This is a genomic window from Pseudomonas sp. IT-P253 (assembly GCF_949768125.1).
Lineage (GTDB): Bacteria > Pseudomonadota > Gammaproteobacteria > Pseudomonadales > Pseudomonadaceae > Aquipseudomonas.
Genome location: NZ_CATKPT010000011.1, coordinates 513974 through 532262, shown reverse-complemented (window position 1 = coordinate 532262; position 18289 = coordinate 513974). Strand labels below are relative to the sequence as shown.

The window sequence follows — 18289 nt, the reverse complement described above, 5'->3', positions numbered from 1 at the left end:
CGCCAGAACCAAAAGCGTTTTGCGCGCTGATAGGAAGTCATGGCCGAACCCTCACCGCGATCCGGCCGCCTTTCATGGTTGCCGCCAGACGGCGAGGCAGGCTGGCGACCAGAGCTTCACGAGACTTGCCAATCACCTCGTTGAACGGCAGGCCGAAACCCAGCAGGACCAGCTTCGATTCGATCTCGTCGAGCTGCTCGTCGATCAGTGATTTAACTGGTGGGGTCGTCATGCTGCAGCTCCTTGCCGGATCGATTCGTTATAGGTGGCGTAGATCTGGTCGATGCGCGCCCGGTAGTGCCGATGTTCGCTGTCGTCGATGACGCGCAGCATGTAGGCCAACGTGATGCACGACGTTGCCGCGGAACTGGCGTTGGGTTTCCCAAGGTCGCGGATCATGTTGTCGATCTCAGCCTCGATCCAAGTGATCGCCGTCTGGTGGTCGCGTTGTTCTTTGTTCACGCTTCGCCTCCTTTTGGCAGACAGACCATCTCCATTTGCACCATGGCCAGACCAATACGCCGCTTCAGGCTTTTGCGTTCTTCCAGCAACCCTGCCGCTCGATCAGCGAGCGCCTGGGTGCGCTTGAGTGCCTCGGCCTCGTAGTCATGGAACTCTTCAGGCTGCGATTTTTTCTCGCGGCCCCAAGCGTCGTAGCGCCTGTCCCAATCCCGGGCCTGCGCACTGTCTGCATAGCTGGCTGCCATGGTCGCCTCCAGAGTGACGGGTGTTGATCCAACTAAACCCGGCTGCACTCATCTATTCCGCTGGTTGCCGTTGGGCGCGGAGGGGAGTGCATGCGGGTTGTGTCGGAAGGAAGAGCCCAGGCCCGCTACTGGCGACGGCCTGGGTTTGCAGCATCAAGGTGTCTTCGTGCGCTGGAGTGGCCTACCGGAATTCCGGCCGATGCGCGGTGACATCGTCGGCCTACTGTCCGCTGCCTGTATGGGTGTTGGGCGCAGCCTTCAGGCTTGCTGCACCACGCGGGCGGATCGTTTACTGGTGCATGACTGCCAATCCTCCAGGCGGGGTTGTTTGATAAATGCAGGTGGCCGGTATAAGCCGGGGCTTCGTCCGCATCGGCAGGCGCTGTCAGCTGTGAGTAATGGAAAGATCGCTGATGATGCAGACCGAGCCGTCTTCCGGGTCAGTGGTTTCGGAGTAATCGATTTGGTTGTACACGCCGCCGTGGAAGGCGAGAGTTTTCGTGTCCCAGGTGTTGTCGAGGCGCATGATTTCGGAAGTAGATTTGACGCCGTTACAGCTCGCCGATACGGAAACGGCACCGCTGGAGTTGGCGTGAATGTTGATTTTGAAAAGCGCACCGAGCGGTACGTTTTCCAGCACCGTCGAATTCACGGGATCGTCTTGCAGGTAGCTCGATCGGAACCCCATGATGATTTTTCCTTTGCTCCAGAACACCTTTACAGGCGGTCGTTCTGAATCCTTCACATGAATCTGAGCGATCACAACCTTCTGCAACGAGTTGACCTTCGTCACTCGCATCTCTTGTAGGCTCCAGTGGTCTGCGGCGCTGGAGAACAACCAGTAGCCTGGCTCCTTCCATTCGCACCGAGTTCGCTTCGTGCTCTTACTCGAAGCGCCGAGTGTCGGCGCCGTCATCTGCAGCGAACCATCTGGAAGCATCGAGACAACGTCTGGACATTCGAGTAGTGCCCGCCAGCCGATGAGCTCAAGCGCAATCGGGTTGGTGTCGGAGATCGGAAGCGGGGTAGCGATGGTGAAGTTGCTGATGTCTACAGTCATGGTTTATGCCTCATTCCGTTGATGTCGCCTTTTGCTCAGTTGAGCCTTTCGTTTGATGCAGGCCTACATCCCAAAGCCCATTCAATGAATGGGCAGAGGTGATGCTGACGTTCAGTCGTCCTCGCCCTGGCTGAGCATCTTTTCGATGTCATCGGCAGATGGTTTTTTCCAGTTCTTGATCTGCCCGGTTTCCAGATCGATGTTGAGGATCAGGTAATCGCCGTAGTGGTCACCCGGGAAAAAGTCCGGCACGTAGCCTTCGTAGCTGCCCACTTCTTCACCCTGTGCATCCTTCAGGCCGGCAGCGAAGCCGTCGCGTACCTTGATGTGCAGGTGAAGCTCAGTCACGTCGACCTGCACCGTTTTCTGCTGGTTGATTTGCATGCTGCTGTCTCCGGTTGATTTTCCGGATGACCCTGTTGCCAAGGTCATCGAGGAAATCTGTTTTCTCCACCACGCGCGTCGCCCGATTCATATCTCTAATCCGCGTCACACATTTCGTGTTCGGTGTTCTTCGCAGATCGGCTTGCGTGGTTTCGCGTACTCACATCTAGTGAGCACGGCCAGTTCCAGAGCTGGCGTGGCATCGACTATTTGTTGCTCGCGCTTACCGGCTGAAACCCGGGGTAGTCGATGGCGAGGTTCCCTAACTGTTAAAGAGCGGCGGGTTTCTCGACCCTTCGCTGCCGGTCCCTAATTGGTACTCGGTGGCGATGGAGTTAAATTAACCGCCGGTTTATATCTAGTCAATACCGCCGGTTAATTTATTTTTCGTTCAGCTGGGGTATGCTCAATGTTAACTGTATGGATATACAGCATTAGGAGGCAGGAATGTCCAAGGCGAACAAGCAGTCAAAACCGGCGCAGCGACAAGAAAGAAGCGGGATGGAGCGACTCGGGCTGCGTGTTTCTGAAATGATCAATCACCCCGTTGCGCAGATTCAGCGCTGGGTAACGATTCACCGCCTGGATACCGATGGCGATCGGGAGTGGGAAGAGGTGATGGGCTTGCTATCCGAAACGGACGGCATCGACATGACATTCAACGACGATGAATCGGTGACGCTTAGATGGGAAGCTCAAGAAGGCGAAGACTGCCCGGCTGAAGTGCACGAGGCGTTTGCTGCTGAGGGGGAGGCGCCTTTCTGATTAACAAAAAAGCCCGTAATTTACGGGCTTTTCTCAGAGACTGAATTGCGTTAGGAAGGTTGGGGGGCGAAGTAGTGTGTAGTAAAACAGGATGTCATTTCCATGTCTTAATTAGTAGTTGAGATGAGGCGATTTTTTGTACTGAGTGACTAATTTTCCTAATCTTGATGTCGTTTTCAGGAATAGGTCTGGTCGCTGTTTCGGCATCCAGCGTGCATTCTTTGCGAAGATTTTTGATTTCGGAGATTGGGAAGTCTCCTGATTTAAGTTCAAGTAATTGTTTAAGGTTGCTGATAGCTCGTTGATGAAGGCTAACAAGCTGATAAAGCTTAATCTTACTGTCTTTTTCAGCCCAAAATGAGAGTGCGGCATCTTCGAATTCGTTAAAAGACTTCAAGGTTTTATCAATTGCCTCGTGAGCATCCTTCTTTTTAGCAAGCTGTTTGGCTTTGTTTCCATTTACAGTCCAGCCCACTATCGTAACGAATATGCCGAATATTACGAAAAATAGACTTGCGCCCCAAAAGCATATTTGTAGAAACTTCAGGAGGCTATTTTCATCCATTTTTCTGACGCTCATTTTCATCGATGATGTATTCTCGTATTTCATCGATTAGAGATTCATCTTCTTCAGAAATTATATTGTCGCAAATTTCTATCGCTTTGCTTAATGGGATGTTGTGCCTAAGTAACCCGCCAAACGCCTCTTCGAGGAATGAGGAGCCGTATCCTGCCGTGCCGTCCAAATTAACTACAATTTGCTCGCCAGGATACTTAGCAATTACAGGCAGAAGAACTGAATCGCGAAATTTTTCTCCGGAATTAGGGCCTATTGACTCCTTTCGAGGGCCAGGGAATTCGGAGAAATCAACGACTTTAACTTCTATCATAATACGATGTCCTCTAAAGGAACAATCCATTCCGTGAGTGTACCACGGATTGAAAGTGAATGATTTTGAGTGGATTCACGATTGTTCGTTCCCTCCACGTAACGGCGCGAGGAAGATTTTTTCAATGGTGCAGCTTTTTCGCCAGTTAGAAAAAAAGCACCTTTATTACTTCGAACAATTAGAGTTGCACTTGGGAAGTTTCGAGCAATACTCCTGAAGTCCTTGCCACCTTTTCCCCGGTTGGCAAGCAATGTTCGGGTAGACTTAATGTGTGTGGAAGCTCTAATTAATTCCGAATCGGAATTGTCGAAAATTGAGAACTTGCTTTTGATCAAAGACAGAAGTGTTTCTGGGTGTTTTTTTGGTAATGTTTCAGGAATGCCTACTCCGAGATCGCATATGATTACTGATAGTCTGCGTTCATCAAGGCCGACAAGCATCCACCATCTGCTGTCAAGGGAATTAGTACCGTCTAGCCTTCTTGAAGGATACGCATGCTCAACCGAGTTAGCGATTGCTTCAATAGCGCCACGATATAACTTCTGCTTCGATCGTTTCGGGATGCTGTCAGGCAGAGAGTCCAAAAGTGACTGCGCTAAACTACCGTCAGCAGTGTCGCCGGAGAGTTGGTGCCACATCTCAACGCTTTTGTATTTTGCTGCCCTGTTGCATTGCTGATTAATTAGCTCAAAAAAACCGATTTGATTTAGAGCGCTTTCCACTATGTTATATGTGTTCTTATACCGTCCTTCATTTGAGGTCGGCGGAAAAGAACATTTGATAATGGCTTGCGGAAAAGCTTTCACAAGTTTTGCGGTCTCGGCCACTAAGAGCAATCCCGCAGCAGCCGTGATTCGGGTTGAGTTTCGGAAACTTATAAATGTTTTTTTATTGCTTATAACGCTTGCTCGCAACTTTTCTAAAAAACCAATAAATAGTGTATGGTTTTTTCCGCTATAGATATCTAGCTTTGCAGGTGCGTCCACACTGCCTATTTTGGATGAGCGCTTGTTCCTTTTTTTGCGCTTAACTATTGCTGCGCGCTCTGCTGGGGTCGTATTTAGACGGAACGTATGGCGATGCGAACGCTTTATTGCTTTGCTCTGTTTTACCGAAATTGTCAAAGTATCTAATTTTTTCATCCTGAAACGCCTGTTAATCCTGCCGCGATATTTGGCTGCTAGCGTGGTCCCGGGGGGCGGAGTGGTGGCTTGGTGGATCAATTGCCCCCATCCTAAAATCGGGATAGGTACAGTTAGGTCTTTTCTTCATACTAAATGCGCATTCCAGACCAGCAGTACCCGTGCCTGGATATAGGTGTCTTCAGCCCTGATGGATTGAGGTGGATGCCGTGGATTGTCCGATAGCATGGTGATCTGCTCGTCACCAAGCCACTGCAGTCGCTTGATATAGAGGTGGCCCTCCCAAGAAAACATATAGATCCCATCCCCAGCGAACTCGCGAATGCTGATGTCGACAAGAAGTGGGTCACGGTGCTTGATCGTGGGTGCCATCGACTGACCCCAGCCAGTCACCATCTTGAGATGGAAGTGCTCCTTGAACTCGACGCCCATCTCGCGCAGGTGCTGGGGGCTAACCCGGACATCCTGCAGCATCTCTGGATAGTCATGAGGTATCTGTCCGCCGCCCATGGCTGCGCGCACGTCGTAGTGCGCAATCCATACTTCGTCACCCATGACGCCTGGGCGATAGTAGTCAATCTCAAGTACGCCGCCGTCATCCGATTCAGCCGCTGCAAGCAACCGTCTGCGGGCTGTATCCGAAAGTCCTTTCCCCTGTTTTGCCAGCATCTGGCGAACCATGTCGGCAGCGGAAGCGCTCTGCGATGACGCGTTCGTTTGCTCCGCAGCGCCTGTTAGACCGCTGATTTCATTCGCTAGGCGCTTGCTGAATTTCTCAATGGGGACATCAAGCAGGCGCGACAACACAACCGCAAACTTGGCGTTCAGTGGGTTGGTGCCGTTCAGGTACATCGCGACAGCGGCAGCAGAGATGTCAGCCGCTTCCGCAAGGCTTGCTTGAGTCAGGCCGAGGGCGTTCTTTTTCGATACGAAAAGCGCCTTGGCGGCGTCGCACTCAGCTTTTAACTCTGGGGAAAGTTCTTTCTTTTTACTCATCCGTGAAATTTAACCGTTGGTTAATTTATTTGCGGCAACCGGCGGTATTGCTAGAAAACTAACCGGCGGTTAATATTGATCTCGAAAACACCATTCGAGATTTCCAGAATGAAGCAGATCCCACTTACAGAGCTGGTTGCTACGAAAGGGCAGGCCTTTACGGCCAAGGCTCTTGGGGTCAGCCCTGCCGCAATCAGCAAGGCCATCGCAGCCGAGCGAAATATTTCCGTCACCTGCAATCGGGATGGGACTTTTGAAGCGCACGAGCTCAAGTCCTTTCCCGCTCAGGCATCGCCGAAGAAATCCGCCGCCTAACCAACAACCCGCTGCGAACTGAGCGAAGCAGTTGCCCGCTCAAAGCCGCGAAGCTCTTCACGACCAAGCCGATTCCTTAACGGACCGGCAACCCGCTCGAAGGCAGGCCAAAGCCTGAGCTGAGAAGACAAGGGAAGGGTGGAAGCCAAGGCGACCGCAAGGCAACAAAGGGCGGCTATCTCGCCTTGTAATTCGGATTGATTGGTCATGGATGCGTTCCTGATCAGCAGCAACAAATTTGCATGAACCCAGAATACGAACGAGAGATACCCATGGAAACGTCCAGTTCAAGACACAGCGCTCAAACCCGCGACCAGGTTCTGGTAGCGCACGCGGCAAACCAAATTGCTCGCACAAGCTTGAGTCAGGACGACTTCGCCCAGACGCTGAGTCGCGAGCTGCACTTGGCCTGCCCGGACAAGGCAGCGGCCAAAGAGGTTCCTGACTTCGGCGCTCTGACAGATCTGAACGATGTCGGTGAGTTCGTAAAGGCGACCGGCCGTTGGTTGAAGCGCGTTCAGCGCTGGCTCTCCGGCGATCAAGACATGCCGTCGTGGTTGGAAGAGTCGTGGGTTAACGCGCTTGAGCCTGAGTTCCGAGATCACTGCATTAACGAATTGGCCGGCCGCCATGGGCTGATCGGCGCCCGCCAGATGACCAGCGATCAATGCGCGAACAAAAGTTTCGGCGCGCTGATCCGCGCCTTGGGCGATGTGATCGATACCGGCAGCGAAGTGTTCGATGACCAAGTGATGTGCGAGGAGGACTTGCCGCACCTCCCGGCATTTGCAAAGCAGTGCCGCCAAGTTGAAGCGCGGGCAGGGGAGTTGGGCCGGAAGGCTGAAGCCTTGCTCGTGAAGCATCGCCCGAATTTGAAATCAATCGCCTGAATTTCAGGCACAAAAAAGCCGGGATTGCGCCCCGGCTAATTTATTACCACTTGATGAGGCTGATTATGCAGACCCAACCTAATTCAAGCAATACCCCGAACCATGTCGCGACACGTTTTGTTAATTCTGAAAACGTGTCGCGGACCACGATGTCTTCCCGTGAGATCGCCAATGTCACTGGTAAGCGTCACCCAGATGTGAAGCGTGACATCCAGTCCATGGCAACAGAGCTCGGAGAAGATGTGAGCGCTTTTGCTCATATCTATCGGGACAGCATGAACCGCGAGCAGACCGAATATTTGCTCGATCGCGAGCACACCGACTGCCTGCTTACCGGCTACAGCGCACCAATGCGCATGAAGGTGATTCGCCGCTGGCGCGAGCTGGAACAGCAGCAGGGCGCTCGCGAGCAAGTCCTGCTCAATGGCACCAAGGTCGTCGGTGAGCTGGCAATCATGGAGTGCTTCACGCGCCTCCTGAAACCGGCACCCTCCAGCCAAATGCTGATGCTGGCAAAGATTGCCGCGAACAACGGCCTCGACGCCCAGTTCCTTCCCGGTTACGCCATCGACGCCGCGCCTGATGCCACTGGCGGCAGCTCCATGCCGACCAAATCACTGACCGCACTCATCAAAGAAAACAGCATTGCTAGCACCGCAGCCGCTTTCAATGTGTGTCTGGAGAAGCACGGCTACCTGAAGTACCTACAGCGGAAAAACTCCAAGCAGGAGTTGGTCTGGTTCTGGTGCGTTACCGAGAAGGGCATGACCTACGGCAAGAATCTCACCAACCCTCAATCCCCCCGCGAGACGCAACCGCACTGGTACGTCGATCGTTTCCTCGAACTGGCCGACCTGATCGGCAAAGGCAGCAAGTAATGGCCGGAGACTGGATCAAAATGCGCATCGAACTTCAAACGCATCCGAAAGTTTTCCGCATGGTGTCCGCATTGCAAGCGGACAGACTTCGGATCATCGGCGGACTGCACATCGCTTGGAGCATCTTCGACACCCATTGTGATGATGGTGTGCTGGTGGGGTACACCACTGATGCAATGGATGCTGTCATCGGCTGGCCGGGCTTCACCCAGGCAATGATTGACGTCGAGTGGGCCGCCCTAAATGACGCTGGAAGCCTTGTAATGCCTCGCTTTGACGAGCACAACGGCAAGAGTGCGAAGCGCCGCGCCAACGATAACGAGCGCAAGCGTAACTCTCGTAATGGAGAACCTGTCCCGAAAATGTCCGCCAGTGATGCGGACAAAAAGCGGACCAGAGAAGAGAAGAGAAGAGAAGATAAAGATCAAAAGCCTTATGGCGATGATGCGGTCGATCCTGCGGAGCTGTTCGCACGGTTCTGGGCGCTGTATCCCCGCAAGGTCAGCAAGGACGCTGCACGCAAGGCTTGGGACAAGCTTGATCTGTCCGCAGAGCTTTTCGAGACGATGATCAAGGCCTTGGGTGCGCAGAGCCTTAGCGTCGACTGGACCAAGGACAACGGCCAGTTCATCCCGCACGCCTCGACCTGGCTCAACGGCAAGCGCTGGGAAGACGAAGTGCCGGAGCCGGTACCCACGGGCAGCAATGTTCACCAGTTCCCGCCGCGACGTCAGGCTAGCGGCCCAGACTTCGACGACAAGACCTGGGCTGATGACTTGGGGGCTCTCTGATGAAAACCCCCAATCAACTCATGCAGACCATGGGCAACGCGACCGCCGTCGAAACCGCTCCACTGAAAATCGACACCGGTACCGCCGACGTCGTGAACTCACTGTTCAAGGAACTCAAGGCGATCTTCCCGGCGTGGAAGCAGGCCTGGCCGCTCGACGACGACCTGAAAACTGCAAAGCGCAGTTGGATCAAGGCGTTCGTGGCCCAGGGAATCACTCGCATCGAGCAGATCCGCTACGGGATTGAAAACTGCCGGAAGCTGGGCACCGACTTCATCCCGAGCGTGGGAAAGTTCGTTGCGATGTGCCAGCCATCGCCTGAAGACCTCGGCATACTGCCCCACGAAGCCGCCTACGCCGAAGCCATCGCAAACGCTCACCCGAGCATGGCGGGAAGTCGCGAGTGGTCACACCAAGCCGTGTACCACGCTGCAAGCCAGTGTGGATTCAACGCGCTAAGCACGATGAAGGCCGATATCAGCCGAAAGCTGTTCGACCGCAACTACGACATCACCATCCAGATGATGCTCGCAGGCGAGCGACTGCGGAATATCCCGCTGGCCCTGCCTGACCGCGTCGACGGTCGTGTGACGCCTGAGATTGGCAACCAGGCGTTGGCCAATCTGCGCAAGAGCCGGGGAGGTCATGCGCATGGGTAACGACATTCCTAAATCTGCAATCACACTGGCCTGCACCGTTGCCGGTTTCGCCATTGGCGTGTTCTGCGTTCTGATCACGATGGCGGTGACGGCATGACCGACAAGATCAGCGTCAACAGCCAGGCCAAACTCACTGAGGCGATCACCTGCCTCAGCGCCATGTTCCGCGAGAAGAAGTTCGTTGTGGTGTCCCTTCGCCCGGGCAAGGATCGCACGCTCGATCAGAACGCCCTCTGGTTCGCCCTGTACCAGCGCATCGCGCAGATGACGCAGATCGGCGACGTCGAGGATGCCCGCCGGTACTGCAAGCTGCACTTCGGGGTTCAGATCCTGCTGAACGAGGACGACGAATTCCGCAACGGCTGGTACCGGACCATGCGTCACCTGACCTACGCGGAAAAGCTGGATCTGATGGGGGGCTGCCCGCTGTTTGGTCCGGATGGATTCCCGGTGACTCGGTTGTTCAGTCGCGCCCAGGGCATCGCTTACACCGATCGGATCGTGGCTGATTTCACTGAGCGCGGCGTGGTGTTCACTGATCTTCTGGGCGAGGTGGCTGCATGAGTTTTCCAGCAAAACAGCCTCGGCCGAAGAAGTGCAGTGTCACGTCGTGCAGGGCCTCATTCGTCCCGAAGGAAAGCTTTCAGAGTTGGTGCTCTCCAGACTGCGCCGTCGTGATCGCCCGAGATAGGCAGGAGAAGAAACGCAAAGAGCTCGCCGCGATCGGGCGCCGCGAAATCAAGGTTCGCAAGGAGAAGCTCAAGAGCCGGGCGGACCACCTCAAAGACACGCAGATCGCATTTAACGCTTGGGTGCGCGCCCGTGACGCCGAGTTGCCGTGCATCAGCTGCGGCCGGCACCACCAGGGCAAGTACGACGCCGGACATTACCGCACTGTCGGCAGCAACCCTGCACTGCGCTTTGAGCCGCTGAACTGCCACCGCCAGTGTTCACCGTGCAACACCCAGCTGTCAGGGAACATCGTGAATTACCGCATCGCACTGGTTAAGCGGATCGGCACCGAGGCCGTCGATTGGCTCGAAGGTCCGCATGAGCCGAAGAAGTACACCGTCGATGAGCTGAAGGCGATGACCGCCGAGTATCGGGCAAAGACAAGAGAGCTGAAGGGGAGAGCAGCATGACCTATCGCAACGTTGTTTCAGCAGTTGTTCGGTCGCTCGCCGCCGAAACCATCAACTCGGCTGGCGGGTGTGATTTCGAGCCTAAGGTCCAATGCGCCAAGCAGAAGGGGGAGATCGTCGGGAAAGAGGCTGCGTTTCTCCAGGACTGCTGGGTGTTCGGCCGACTGCATAAAGCGCTCACGCCGGCACACTGGCGGGCCTTGGTAGCGAAGTATTCGACGCACGAAGAGCGCAAGCACGGCGCCATTCTGGAACTGCTGAACTCCGTGCGCACGCCGGCACCGAAACGATTCCGGGAGTGTGCCGTGCTGACCTGGGCCATTCCCCAAGTAGCAGGCGCTGATGGCAAGCGTTCAGCCGCGGTGCTGCCCGCTGCCTGGTACGACATTACAAACTGGGACAACGACGGAAAGCCGGAATCGACCCGGTACCGGTGGCGTTCGAACATCCGCAAATCATTAGACGACCAGGTGAACGAAGCGCTCACCGCCGCTCAGGAGCTGCTGGATACAGAGGGTTTGATCGAAAGTTGCGCGGCGTAGCAAATAGCCATTGCAATGAGTGAGAAAGTAAGAGAGTATTTGCCCATCCTGTCGATCTTGCGCGTTAGGGATTGACACAAAAAGCCCGGCCAATGAGTCGGGCTTTTTATTGACAAGGGGTCGCCTCATCTCTATATAGCGAACGTCCAACCAGCTTTATGTGAGGCGTTAAAATGACCGACTTTAACGAGTCCGAGCCCGATGTCGAGCGTGTTTACGATGGCGATTTTGCCATAGAAGACGATGACGAGGAGCCTGTCGACCCGTTCTATGAGTCTCCGTTTCAAGATCAAATGGACGAAGACGAAGAGGACGAGTACGAAAAGGATAATCGTGAAGGGTGGGAGGGCAACATTGAAAAGTGGAATGACGCCTGACCTAGAAATCTGACTTCTCTAAAAAAGCCTCGCCATCGTGCGGGGCTTTTTTGTATCCCTCATACACCGCTCCCCAGCGGTTTTGGCCGCCACCTGACGGCCTTTTTTATTCAGGCTGCCTCGACAGACACCGTTATGCGTTTGCCCAGGGCAGCCAAAGCTTTTTCGATCGCTTCCATCTTCGAGGTGTGCAGGAAGTCGACTAGGCGATCACCCTGGGTCTGAGCCAGCCCGAGAAGACGGCACAGATCAGCCTTGCGCATATCGCGAGCCATCATCTCGTTCCACAGGACGATCTTTGCCACCGTCACCGCTGGTAGGTGAATGACTTCCTCGCCGGCCTCTGGTGCAGATGCCGCGGGAATAGTCCGGCGCTGATCGACGAAGATGGAAAGGGTTGTTTCGATGGCATCCACGGCTTCGCTGATGGCGTGCTCTCGGTCATCGCCATAGCTGTTCAGTAAAGGAAGATCCCGGCAGTACACCGCCAGGCCCGGACACGTGTCTTTCTCAAAACGGATTGCATAGTCGTACATGGTCACTCCTTGGAGGTGATCGTCCAGCGTTCAGATGTGGTGAAGGGGCTCTCAGAGCCCCAGTTGTTTAATGATCGCCTTGCGGGTCGGTTCTGGAATTTCCTTGCTGCCGTGATCCGCGAAGGTGGTCTTGTTGCCGTTTGGGGCGGTGACTTTGAAGTGGCTTCCTTTGCCTGCTTCGAAGGTCACCCCTTGGGCCTTCAACCATCGTCTGAACTCGCTGAATTTCATCACCTCGCCTCGTTGTTTGGATGAGTCCACTTTACCACTATTTTGTGGTAATACAACGTTTTTGTGGTACTTGTTCGATTTTTTCAAATTCCCCATCACATGCAACTGAGAGGTCGAGCGCATGGAAGTTATTCATCGCTTGGTCGATTGGCTCAGCTGGGCATTTGCTGGCCTGCTTGGCGCCGTCGCCGCGAGCTGGTGGCATCGAGAGGACCTGGTAGACCGAAAGGCCTGGGCGATCTTCATTTTCTCGGGTGCGGTCTGTGCCCATTACCTAACTGGCTTGGTCAGCTCCTACTTCGGAGTGGTTGAGCCGCGCAGTGTTGCCGGTGTCGGCTTCCTGCTGGGTACCTTCGGCGGATCGCTCATAGCCGCAATTACCCGAGCCATTAAAGCCGCCGACATCTGGGCATTCATCCGCCAGAGGTTCGGGGGAGGCAATCCACCATGACCTACGAAACGTTGAACGCAGTTGCCTGCGGGCTGATTGGTTTGTGGGCGACCTGGTGCGTGCTGAGCGAGAAGGTGCGTGATGGTGTGGTGGGCAAGGTCATTTACGCCGCAATCGCGATTAGTGGGTACGCAATCCTGGCCCGCAACGATCACTTCATACTGCCGCCCACCGCTGCTGGTGTAACACTGCATGTGTCTCTAGCACTGGCCGGCATCCGCCACATTTTCATGGTTATCTGGTGGCAGCAGGTGAAAGCCTGGCTCTGTCGTGCGCTGAACTGTGAGCACTGCATGGGTTGTGACAAGGCGCCCGGTGGAATTGATCGGCGCAAATCATAAGCCGCGACACGTTTCGCGAGTCGGCAAATTGTGGCGCGAACTGGTAAGGATGCCTCTATTGTTCCACCGCTTGGTTCAGTGCGCGTGCGCGAGCTTCCGCATCTTCTTCGTGCTCGAAGTGGTCGCCTGTATAGGCTCCGGTCTGGCTGTCGATGATGTGGTAGTTGATAGCGACAAATGCGGGTGTCCAGTCGTCATCCTTAGCAACTATGCCCTGAACTATCTTTATCTGCTGTGGCGGCACGACCTGAAATCTTGGCATGGTGGGTTCCTTGGGTTAGGTGTGCCGCAGGTGATTGCGGCACCGGCAGATCAAGAGGTTGAGTATTCGAGAAATAGTCGTTCGAGAGCCTCTTGGTACTTTTCTCCCGTTAAAGACTTTTTCAGTACTGCCAAGGCTTCAAGCGCTGAAGCCGCGGCCATCGCCTCGTTTTCTCCCCGGTTGGCGGCGCGCAGTCTTGCCGCTGCGATTATCGATTCTTCAGTCGTTGGCATGTTATTGCCCTCGAAGGATTGAGTCTCACTGATAGCCTCAACCCGTCACCATTTCAAGTATCAGAGCGAACCCATGACAACCAAGCAACCCGACTGGGAGGCAATCGAACGCGCCTACCGGGCCGGTTCGCTTTCCATCAGAACCATTGCCGAACGGCAGGGTGTCAGCGACACCGCGATCAGGAAGAAGGCTAAGACTTTAGGGTGGGTTAGAGACCTATCCGATCAAGTCAGGAAAGAGGTTCGCAGCAAGCTGGTTCGCGGAGAGGTTCGCAACAGCCAAGGCGCGAACTGCGAACTTGATGCAGAGATCATCGAAGAGGCCGCAGAAGAGGGCGCTCAAGTAGTTCGCAGTCATCGTCGCGACATTCGCAAGGCCACGAGCCTTGCGAACCTGCTGATGGATGATTTGCTGATGACTATTCAGCAGCGAGAGTCCATCGAAGAAGCGATCGATGAAGAGACCAAGGAAGACAGCAGCGGCATTCGGCGGGGCAGCATGCTTGCCGCGGTAGGCCTGCCGAGCAACGCAAAGACACTTTTTCAGCTTTCCTCGGCGATGAAGAACTTGCAGGTCCTTGAGCGCCAGGCATTCGGCCTGGACGATAAAGAACAGCCCGGAGACTCGGACGAACTGTCCAAACTGATGGACGATCTATCGAAGGAAGCCTGACATGAAGCCCGAGCATCTGAAGCTGCTCCGGGATAAGCGTTGGCGGATCAACAATCTCTACTTCATCACGGATAAGCAGGGCAAGAAGGTCCGCTTCCGGATGACGAACGAGCAGATCGAATACTTCGACGGGATGCACACTCGGAACATCATCCTGAAGGCGCGGCAACTCGGCTTCACCACTGAGTGCTGCATCATCCAGCTGGACGCCGCTCTGTTCGAGTCGGCCAAGTGCGCCTTGATCGCTCACACCCTGAACGACGCTAAGCGCCTGTTCCGCGAGAAGGTGAAGTACGCCTACGACAACCTGCCCAAGGAAGTCAGGGCGGCCAATCCGGCAAGCAACGACGCTGCCGGCGAACTAGTGTTCAGCAAAGGCGGTTCGCTCTACGTCAGTACCTCGTTCCGGGGCGGCACGCTGCGTTACCTGCATGTGTCCGAATTCGGGAAGATCTGCGCCAAGTTTCCACACAAGGCCAGAGAGATCGTCACCGGTGCATTCGAGGCTGTGGCCACCGACTGCTTCGTCACGATTGAATCGACGGCAGAAGGCCGGGCTGGCTACTTCTTCGACTATTCGCAGAGCGCGGAACGCCAGCAACTGGCCGGCGTGCCCCTGGGCCTGTTGGACTGGAAGTTCTTCTTTTTTAGTTGGTGGAAAAACAAGGCTTACTGGCTCGATCCCACTGATGTGGTCATCCCGCAACGCCTGACCGATTACTTCAACGAGCTGCGCGCCAAGCATGGGATCGTCACGAACGACGGCCAGCGCGCCTGGTACGCCGCCAAGGAGAAGACGCTCGGCGATGATATGAAGCGGGAATACCCGTCTATCCCTGTCGAAGCCTTCCAGCAGTCGGTCGAAGGCGCCTATTACGCGCAGCAACTGACTAGGCTTTACGCCCAGCAGCGTATTGGCGCGATACCGAACAACAGCCATCTGCCGGTGATGACCTTCTGGGACATCGGCGTTAGCGACTCCACGGCTATCTGGTTCGTGCGCCAGGTAGGCACCGAGTATCACGTCATCGACTACTACGAGAACTCAGGCGAAGGCCTGCGGCATTACATGAAGGTGCTTAAGGACAAGGGTTACACCTATTCCGAGCACTGGGGGCCGCACGACATCGACAACCGGGAGTTTGGCAGCGATGCCAAGACCCGCCGCGAACTGGCCCAAGAGGGCTACGAGATCGACGGGCAGAAGTACCAAATGACTTTCCAGGTGGTCCCGAAGATCGGCATCAACGACGGCATCGAGGCGGTGCGGGAGATTCTTCCGCTCTGCGTGTTCGATGAGGCGAAGTGCGAGCAGGGCATCAACTGCATCGAGAACTACCGCAAAGAATGGGACGACAAACGTGGCTGCTGGAAAGACAGGCCGCTTCATGACTGGACCTCTCACGGCTCCGACGGTTTCCGGTACTTCGCTGTAGCGAAGAGCGCCAGGAAGCCGGCCACCAAAATCAAAATGGGATTCGCACGCTGATGAGCGACGTCACTTTCACTCGCCCCGAGTATGTCGCGGCGAAAAACCGCTGGCGCTTGGTGCGCGACGTTTGCAAAGGCTCGGAGACCATTAAGGCCGCTGGCGATGTGTATCTGCCACGGCCCAATGCTGCCGACACAAGCCAAGACAACAGGGAACGCTACGACGCTTACAAGAAGCGTGCAGTGTTCTACAACGCAACCGGACGGACGAAACACAGTTTGGTGGGTGCAGTGTTTCGCACCTGGCCGACGCTGACTGTCCCTGGCGCCCTCGACTACGTGTCGAAGGATATCGACGGGCAGGGCGTGAGCGTCTACCAGCAGTCGCAATCGGTCATCGGGCATTTGCTCGAAGTTGGGCGGCATGGCCTGCTGGTGGATTACGCGGCCGTCGTGGCCGGCACCGTGAGCAGAGCAGATGAGCAAGCTGGACGCGCCCGGGCGAGCATCGCCAGTTATCCGGCCGAGGCAATCATCAACTGGAAGACTCGCCAAGTAGGTGGTCAACACCTGCTGAGTCTGGTCGTGTTGCGCGAAACGGTCGACGTCGATACCGATGACGGATTCGGCAGCGAGCAGGTCGTTCAATACCGGGTGCTGCGCCTGGACGTGACGGGCGTTTATACGCAGGAAGTTTGGGAAGAGGGCTCTAGCCAGGCGGCAATGATCATCGCTCCTTTTACGCCTCTTAATGGCACCGGTCAGCCATGGCGTGTCATTCCGTTTCAGTTCCTTGGCAGCGAGAACAACGACACCAGCATCGACGATTCGCCGCTGTACGACATGGCCGAAATCAACATCGGCCATTATCGAAACAGTGCAGACTATGAAGAGGCAGCCTACTTGGTGGGCCAGCCTCAGCCGTGGATGTCCGGGCTCAGTGATCAATGGCGGGATCATTTGGAGAAAGAAGGCATTTACCTTGGATCGCGAGCACCGTGGTTGCTTCCCCAAGGCGGTGCCTGCGGAATGATGCAAGCTCAGCCAAACGCACTTGCCAAAGAGGCCATGGACAGTAAGAAAGAGGACATGGTGTCGCTCGGCGCCAGATTGATCGAACGCGGCAGCGCGGTGAAAACTGCAACCCAGGCCGACAACGACAGCGCCGCGGAACACAGCGTCCTTTCGCTGGTGGTGAGTAACGTCAGCGAGGCCTACAGCCAGTGTCTGGTCTGGATGGCTGAGTTTGCGAACGTCACCGGCGAAACCCTCTACAAACTCAACCAGGACTTCAGTCAGATCAGCCTCGACGCAACTATCCTCACCGGCCTGTTCAATGCGGTGCAGGGTGGCAAGCTTCCCGAGTCGGACTTCTGGCAGTACCTGCGTGACCGCGGGGTGATCGACCCTGAGAAGACTGACGATGAGATCCGGGGTGAGTTGGAAACCAGCAGTACCGGCCTTGGCCTGGACGAGGTGACATCGAATGGCGGAAAACCAAGCAATCCTTGATGCCACGATTCGGCACGCAGTTTTCCTCGAACAACTGAAGTCAGGGGAGGTCGCGAAGTTCGGGCCTTTCCTCAAGGAGATTGACCGCTCGATCCGCGAGCGGCTGACTCGGACCGATCTGACGGATTACACCATCGTCAGGTTAGAGCGGCTGCTGAGTGAAGTGGACAGCCTGCTGCTGGGTATCTTCAACCGCTACAGCGACAAGCTGAGCCTCGACCTGATCGACATTGCAAACTACGAGGCCGAGTTCGAAGCGACCAGCCTGACCCGGGCGGCACCGGTCGGCGTGTCGTTCGATGCGGCGGTGCCTGGCGCTGCTGCGATTAGGGCGGCCATCCTCACCAACCCGCTTAGCGTGCGCGGTGCTGATGGCGGCAAGCTGCTCAAGTCGTTCATTGATGGCTTCACCGCCACCGAGCGACAACGCCTCACTGGCGCGATCCGGCAGGGCTTCTTCGAAGGCCAGACGAACTTTCAGATCATCAAGAACATTCGCGGGACCAAGACGCTCCAGTACAACGACGGCATCCTGGCCACGACCAACCGGAATGCCGGTGCCGTGGTGCGGACTGCGGTACAGCACGTCGCCACCCAGGCGCGCATGGAGACGCTGAAAGAGAACTCCGATGTCGTGCAGGCGGTGGAGTGGGTCAGCACCCTGGATTCGAAGACGACCAGTCAGTGCCGGTCGCTCGACAAGCAGCGCTTCAAGCTGACTGAAGGGCCGCGTCCGCCGATCCACATCAACTGCCGCTCTACGGTGGTGGCTGTCACTCGCTTCAGCGCTCTATTCGCCAAGGACGCCACGCGCGCATCCATCGGTGATGGTGGCGCCCAGCAAGTTAGGGCAGAGCTTTCGTACTACGACTGGCTCCAGCAGCAGCCGGCGGCGTTTCAGGACAAGGCTATCGGCCCGGTCCGCGCCAAGCTTTTCCGCGAAGGCGGCCTGAGCATCGAACGATTTTCCGAGCTGCAGCTTGATCGCAACTTTTCACCTCTGACCCTTGTGCAGATGAAGGCTCTTGAGCCTCTGGCGTTCGAGCGGGCGGGCATCAAATAGCAGGCAGGGCCTGCACCA

At 55.7% G+C, this 18289-nt stretch carries 29 protein-coding genes; 17 read left to right on the top strand and 12 right to left on the bottom strand.

The window, feature by feature from the left end:
• Positions 1–37 precede the first annotated feature (37 nt).
• The 5 genes from ACM6IR_RS08325 to ACM6IR_RS08305 all read right to left on the bottom strand — a co-directional run bounded on the left by ACM6IR_RS08325 (position 38) and on the right by ACM6IR_RS08305 (position 2151).
• Complete coding sequence (locus ACM6IR_RS08325) at positions 38–232, bottom strand: hypothetical protein (protein WP_008075831.1); 195 nt, start codon at positions 230–232, stop codon at positions 38–40.
• A complete protein-coding gene (locus ACM6IR_RS08320; protein WP_414907250.1) occupies positions 229–462 on the bottom strand; it encodes a hypothetical protein in 234 nt (77 codons plus the stop codon). Before ACM6IR_RS08320 ends, ACM6IR_RS08325 begins: the two co-directional genes overlap by 4 nt.
• Positions 459–707, bottom strand: a complete 249-nt coding sequence (locus ACM6IR_RS08315; protein ID WP_414907249.1) for a hypothetical protein — start codon at positions 705–707, stop codon at positions 459–461. The genes ACM6IR_RS08320 and ACM6IR_RS08315 overlap by 4 nt, the downstream gene beginning before the upstream one ends.
• Before the next feature lie 385 nt (positions 708–1092).
• Positions 1093–1767: a polysaccharide lyase family 7 protein gene (locus ACM6IR_RS08310; RefSeq protein ID WP_414907248.1), complete on the bottom strand. Its 675-nt coding sequence runs from the start codon at positions 1765–1767 to the stop codon at positions 1093–1095.
• A gap of 111 nt (positions 1768–1878) precedes the next feature.
• Positions 1879–2151, bottom strand: a complete 273-nt coding sequence (locus ACM6IR_RS08305) for a hypothetical protein (RefSeq protein WP_414907247.1) — start codon at positions 2149–2151, stop codon at positions 1879–1881.
• 447 nt (positions 2152–2598) lie between these two features.
• Between ACM6IR_RS08305 and ACM6IR_RS08300 the strand changes: the two genes are divergently transcribed.
• Positions 2599–2916 (top strand): DUF1654 domain-containing protein, encoded by a 318-nt coding sequence (locus ACM6IR_RS08300; RefSeq protein WP_414907246.1) that lies wholly within the window; start codon positions 2599–2601, stop codon positions 2914–2916.
• A 94-nt stretch (positions 2917–3010) separates the two neighbouring features.
• Here ACM6IR_RS08300 and ACM6IR_RS08295 read toward each other — a convergent pair whose 3' ends face one another.
• The 4 genes from ACM6IR_RS08295 to ACM6IR_RS08280 form a co-directional block, all read right to left on the bottom strand.
• The gene (locus ACM6IR_RS08295) at positions 3011–3502 is read right to left on the bottom strand and encodes a hypothetical protein (protein ID WP_414907245.1); all 492 of its coding nucleotides are present in this window, start codon (positions 3500–3502) and stop codon (positions 3011–3013) included.
• A complete protein-coding gene (locus tag ACM6IR_RS08290; protein ID WP_414907244.1) occupies positions 3474–3806 on the bottom strand; it encodes an STAS-like domain-containing protein in 333 nt (110 codons plus the stop codon). The genes ACM6IR_RS08295 and ACM6IR_RS08290 overlap by 29 nt, the downstream gene beginning before the upstream one ends.
• Positions 3803–4948, bottom strand: a complete 1146-nt coding sequence (locus ACM6IR_RS08285) for a hypothetical protein (protein WP_414907243.1) — start codon at positions 4946–4948, stop codon at positions 3803–3805. Before ACM6IR_RS08285 ends, ACM6IR_RS08290 begins: the two co-directional genes overlap by 4 nt.
• Positions 4949–5074: 126 nt before the next feature.
• The gene (locus ACM6IR_RS08280; RefSeq protein ID WP_414907242.1) at positions 5075–5944 is read right to left on the bottom strand and encodes a S24 family peptidase; all 870 of its coding nucleotides are present in this window, start codon (positions 5942–5944) and stop codon (positions 5075–5077) included.
• 108 nt (positions 5945–6052) lie between these two features.
• Here ACM6IR_RS08280 and ACM6IR_RS08275 point away from each other — a divergent pair, with 108 nt between their 5' ends.
• Positions 6053–6259 (top strand): Cro/CI family transcriptional regulator, encoded by a 207-nt coding sequence (locus ACM6IR_RS08275; protein ID WP_414907241.1) that lies wholly within the window; start codon positions 6053–6055, stop codon positions 6257–6259.
• Here the strand turns inward: ACM6IR_RS08275 and ACM6IR_RS08270 are convergent.
• Positions 6256–6468 (bottom strand): hypothetical protein, encoded by a 213-nt coding sequence (locus ACM6IR_RS08270; protein ID WP_414907240.1) that lies wholly within the window; start codon positions 6466–6468, stop codon positions 6256–6258. The two genes, ACM6IR_RS08275 and ACM6IR_RS08270, sit on opposite strands and share 4 nt — an antisense overlap.
• Positions 6469–6531: 63 nt before the next feature.
• Here ACM6IR_RS08270 and ACM6IR_RS08265 point away from each other — a divergent pair, with 63 nt between their 5' ends.
• From ACM6IR_RS08265 to ACM6IR_RS08230, 8 genes are all read left to right on the top strand, one after another.
• Positions 6532–7149: a hypothetical protein gene (locus tag ACM6IR_RS08265; protein ID WP_414907307.1), complete on the top strand. Its 618-nt coding sequence runs from the start codon at positions 6532–6534 to the stop codon at positions 7147–7149.
• 65 nt (positions 7150–7214) lie between these two features.
• Positions 7215–8027 carry a Rha family transcriptional regulator gene (locus tag ACM6IR_RS08260; protein ID WP_414907239.1) on the top strand — a complete coding sequence of 271 codons (813 nt, stop codon included), beginning with the start codon at positions 7215–7217 and terminating at the stop codon, positions 8025–8027.
• Between the two features lie 20 nt (positions 8028–8047).
• Positions 8048–8818, top strand: coding sequence for a Pyocin large subunit-like protein (locus tag ACM6IR_RS08255; protein WP_414907238.1), 771 nt, complete (start codon positions 8048–8050; stop codon positions 8816–8818).
• Positions 8818–9477, top strand: coding sequence for a replication protein P (locus tag ACM6IR_RS08250; RefSeq protein ID WP_414907237.1), 660 nt, complete (start codon positions 8818–8820; stop codon positions 9475–9477). Before ACM6IR_RS08255 ends, ACM6IR_RS08250 begins: the two co-directional genes overlap by 1 nt.
• A gap of 93 nt (positions 9478–9570) precedes the next feature.
• Positions 9571–10041, top strand: a complete 471-nt coding sequence (locus ACM6IR_RS08245; protein ID WP_414907236.1) for a hypothetical protein — start codon at positions 9571–9573, stop codon at positions 10039–10041.
• Positions 10038–10619, top strand: coding sequence for a recombination protein NinG (locus tag ACM6IR_RS08240; RefSeq protein ID WP_414907235.1), 582 nt, complete (start codon positions 10038–10040; stop codon positions 10617–10619). Before ACM6IR_RS08245 ends, ACM6IR_RS08240 begins: the two co-directional genes overlap by 4 nt.
• A complete protein-coding gene (locus tag ACM6IR_RS08235) occupies positions 10616–11161 on the top strand; it encodes a hypothetical protein (protein WP_414907234.1) in 546 nt (181 codons plus the stop codon). Before ACM6IR_RS08240 ends, ACM6IR_RS08235 begins: the two co-directional genes overlap by 4 nt.
• Before the next feature lie 173 nt (positions 11162–11334).
• Positions 11335–11538 (top strand): hypothetical protein, encoded by a 204-nt coding sequence (locus ACM6IR_RS08230; protein ID WP_414907233.1) that lies wholly within the window; start codon positions 11335–11337, stop codon positions 11536–11538.
• A 110-nt stretch (positions 11539–11648) separates the two neighbouring features.
• Here ACM6IR_RS08230 and ACM6IR_RS08225 read toward each other — a convergent pair whose 3' ends face one another.
• Both ACM6IR_RS08225 and ACM6IR_RS08220 read right to left on the bottom strand, forming a co-directional pair.
• Positions 11649–12074: a type II toxin-antitoxin system HicB family antitoxin gene (locus ACM6IR_RS08225; protein ID WP_414907232.1), complete on the bottom strand. Its 426-nt coding sequence runs from the start codon at positions 12072–12074 to the stop codon at positions 11649–11651.
• Between the two features lie 51 nt (positions 12075–12125).
• Complete coding sequence (locus tag ACM6IR_RS08220; RefSeq protein ID WP_414907306.1) at positions 12126–12305, bottom strand: type II toxin-antitoxin system HicA family toxin; 180 nt, start codon at positions 12303–12305, stop codon at positions 12126–12128.
• Positions 12306–12426: 121 nt separating this feature from the next.
• On the opposite strand from ACM6IR_RS08220, the gene ACM6IR_RS08215 reads away from it, so the two are divergent.
• Genes ACM6IR_RS08215 through ACM6IR_RS08185 form a run of 7 tightly spaced genes read left to right on the top strand, consistent with a single transcriptional unit; the run spans position 12427 to position 18271 of the window.
• A complete protein-coding gene (locus tag ACM6IR_RS08215) occupies positions 12427–12756 on the top strand; it encodes an MFS transporter (protein ID WP_414907231.1) in 330 nt (109 codons plus the stop codon).
• Complete coding sequence (locus ACM6IR_RS08210) at positions 12753–13097, top strand: hypothetical protein (protein ID WP_414907230.1); 345 nt, start codon at positions 12753–12755, stop codon at positions 13095–13097. Before ACM6IR_RS08215 ends, ACM6IR_RS08210 begins: the two co-directional genes overlap by 4 nt.
• Before the next feature lie 58 nt (positions 13098–13155).
• Positions 13156–13614: a hypothetical protein gene (locus ACM6IR_RS08205; RefSeq protein ID WP_414907229.1), complete on the top strand. Its 459-nt coding sequence runs from the start codon at positions 13156–13158 to the stop codon at positions 13612–13614.
• Positions 13615–13665: 51 nt separating this feature from the next.
• Positions 13666–14265, top strand: coding sequence for a hypothetical protein (locus ACM6IR_RS08200; protein WP_414907228.1), 600 nt, complete (start codon positions 13666–13668; stop codon positions 14263–14265).
• Between the two features lies 1 nt (position 14266).
• Positions 14267–15754 (top strand): terminase, encoded by a 1488-nt coding sequence (locus ACM6IR_RS08195; protein ID WP_414907227.1) that lies wholly within the window; start codon positions 14267–14269, stop codon positions 15752–15754.
• Positions 15754–17208 (top strand): DUF4055 domain-containing protein, encoded by a 1455-nt coding sequence (locus ACM6IR_RS08190; protein WP_414907226.1) that lies wholly within the window; start codon positions 15754–15756, stop codon positions 17206–17208. Before ACM6IR_RS08195 ends, ACM6IR_RS08190 begins: the two co-directional genes overlap by 1 nt.
• Complete coding sequence (locus ACM6IR_RS08185) at positions 17183–18271, top strand: minor capsid protein (RefSeq protein WP_414907225.1); 1089 nt, start codon at positions 17183–17185, stop codon at positions 18269–18271. The genes ACM6IR_RS08190 and ACM6IR_RS08185 overlap by 26 nt, the downstream gene beginning before the upstream one ends.
• The last annotated feature ends 18 nt before the right edge of the window (positions 18272–18289 follow it).

Excerpts from the sequence above, each read along its gene's own strand:
- ACM6IR_RS08235 (WP_414907234.1), top strand. The coding sequence starts at position 10,616 with ATGACCTATCGCAACGTTGTTTCAGCAGTTGTTCGGTCGCTCGCCGCC.
- ACM6IR_RS08265 (WP_414907307.1), top strand. The coding sequence starts at position 6,532 with ATGGAAACGTCCAGTTCAAGACACAGCGCTCAAACCCGCGACCAGGTT.
- ACM6IR_RS08305 (WP_414907247.1), bottom strand. The coding sequence starts at position 2,151 with ATGCAAATCAACCAGCAGAAAACGGTGCAGGTCGACGTGACTGAGCTT.
- ACM6IR_RS08225 (WP_414907232.1), bottom strand. The coding sequence starts at position 12,074 with ATGTACGACTATGCAATCCGTTTTGAGAAAGACACGTGTCCGGGCCTG.
- ACM6IR_RS08200 (WP_414907228.1), top strand. The coding sequence starts at position 13,666 with ATGACAACCAAGCAACCCGACTGGGAGGCAATCGAACGCGCCTACCGG.
- ACM6IR_RS08195 (WP_414907227.1), top strand. The coding sequence starts at position 14,267 with ATGAAGCCCGAGCATCTGAAGCTGCTCCGGGATAAGCGTTGGCGGATC.
- ACM6IR_RS08280 (WP_414907242.1), bottom strand. The coding sequence starts at position 5,944 with ATGAGTAAAAAGAAAGAACTTTCCCCAGAGTTAAAAGCTGAGTGCGAC.
- ACM6IR_RS08290 (WP_414907244.1), bottom strand. The coding sequence starts at position 3,806 with ATGATAGAAGTTAAAGTCGTTGATTTCTCCGAATTCCCTGGCCCTCGA.
- ACM6IR_RS08230 (WP_414907233.1), top strand. The coding sequence starts at position 11,335 with ATGACCGACTTTAACGAGTCCGAGCCCGATGTCGAGCGTGTTTACGAT.
- ACM6IR_RS08245 (WP_414907236.1), top strand. The coding sequence starts at position 9,571 with ATGACCGACAAGATCAGCGTCAACAGCCAGGCCAAACTCACTGAGGCG.
- ACM6IR_RS08270 (WP_414907240.1), bottom strand. The coding sequence starts at position 6,468 with ATGACCAATCAATCCGAATTACAAGGCGAGATAGCCGCCCTTTGTTGC.
- ACM6IR_RS08310 (WP_414907248.1), bottom strand. The coding sequence starts at position 1,767 with ATGACTGTAGACATCAGCAACTTCACCATCGCTACCCCGCTTCCGATC.
- ACM6IR_RS08275 (WP_414907241.1), top strand. The coding sequence starts at position 6,053 with ATGAAGCAGATCCCACTTACAGAGCTGGTTGCTACGAAAGGGCAGGCC.
- ACM6IR_RS08300 (WP_414907246.1), top strand. The coding sequence starts at position 2,599 with ATGTCCAAGGCGAACAAGCAGTCAAAACCGGCGCAGCGACAAGAAAGA.
- ACM6IR_RS08215 (WP_414907231.1), top strand. The coding sequence starts at position 12,427 with ATGGAAGTTATTCATCGCTTGGTCGATTGGCTCAGCTGGGCATTTGCT.
- ACM6IR_RS08250 (WP_414907237.1), top strand. The coding sequence starts at position 8,818 with ATGAAAACCCCCAATCAACTCATGCAGACCATGGGCAACGCGACCGCC.
- ACM6IR_RS08220 (WP_414907306.1), bottom strand. The coding sequence starts at position 12,305 with ATGAAATTCAGCGAGTTCAGACGATGGTTGAAGGCCCAAGGGGTGACC.
- ACM6IR_RS08295 (WP_414907245.1), bottom strand. The coding sequence starts at position 3,502 with ATGAAAATGAGCGTCAGAAAAATGGATGAAAATAGCCTCCTGAAGTTT.
- ACM6IR_RS08315 (WP_414907249.1), bottom strand. The coding sequence starts at position 707 with ATGGCAGCCAGCTATGCAGACAGTGCGCAGGCCCGGGATTGGGACAGG.
- ACM6IR_RS08185 (WP_414907225.1), top strand. The coding sequence starts at position 17,183 with ATGGCGGAAAACCAAGCAATCCTTGATGCCACGATTCGGCACGCAGTT.
- ACM6IR_RS08260 (WP_414907239.1), top strand. The coding sequence starts at position 7,215 with ATGCAGACCCAACCTAATTCAAGCAATACCCCGAACCATGTCGCGACA.
- ACM6IR_RS08210 (WP_414907230.1), top strand. The coding sequence starts at position 12,753 with ATGACCTACGAAACGTTGAACGCAGTTGCCTGCGGGCTGATTGGTTTG.
- ACM6IR_RS08240 (WP_414907235.1), top strand. The coding sequence starts at position 10,038 with ATGAGTTTTCCAGCAAAACAGCCTCGGCCGAAGAAGTGCAGTGTCACG.
- ACM6IR_RS08255 (WP_414907238.1), top strand. The coding sequence starts at position 8,048 with ATGCGCATCGAACTTCAAACGCATCCGAAAGTTTTCCGCATGGTGTCC.
- ACM6IR_RS08285 (WP_414907243.1), bottom strand. The coding sequence starts at position 4,948 with ATGAAAAAATTAGATACTTTGACAATTTCGGTAAAACAGAGCAAAGCA.
- ACM6IR_RS08190 (WP_414907226.1), top strand. The coding sequence starts at position 15,754 with ATGAGCGACGTCACTTTCACTCGCCCCGAGTATGTCGCGGCGAAAAAC.
- ACM6IR_RS08325 (WP_008075831.1), bottom strand. The coding sequence starts at position 232 with ATGACGACCCCACCAGTTAAATCACTGATCGACGAGCAGCTCGACGAG.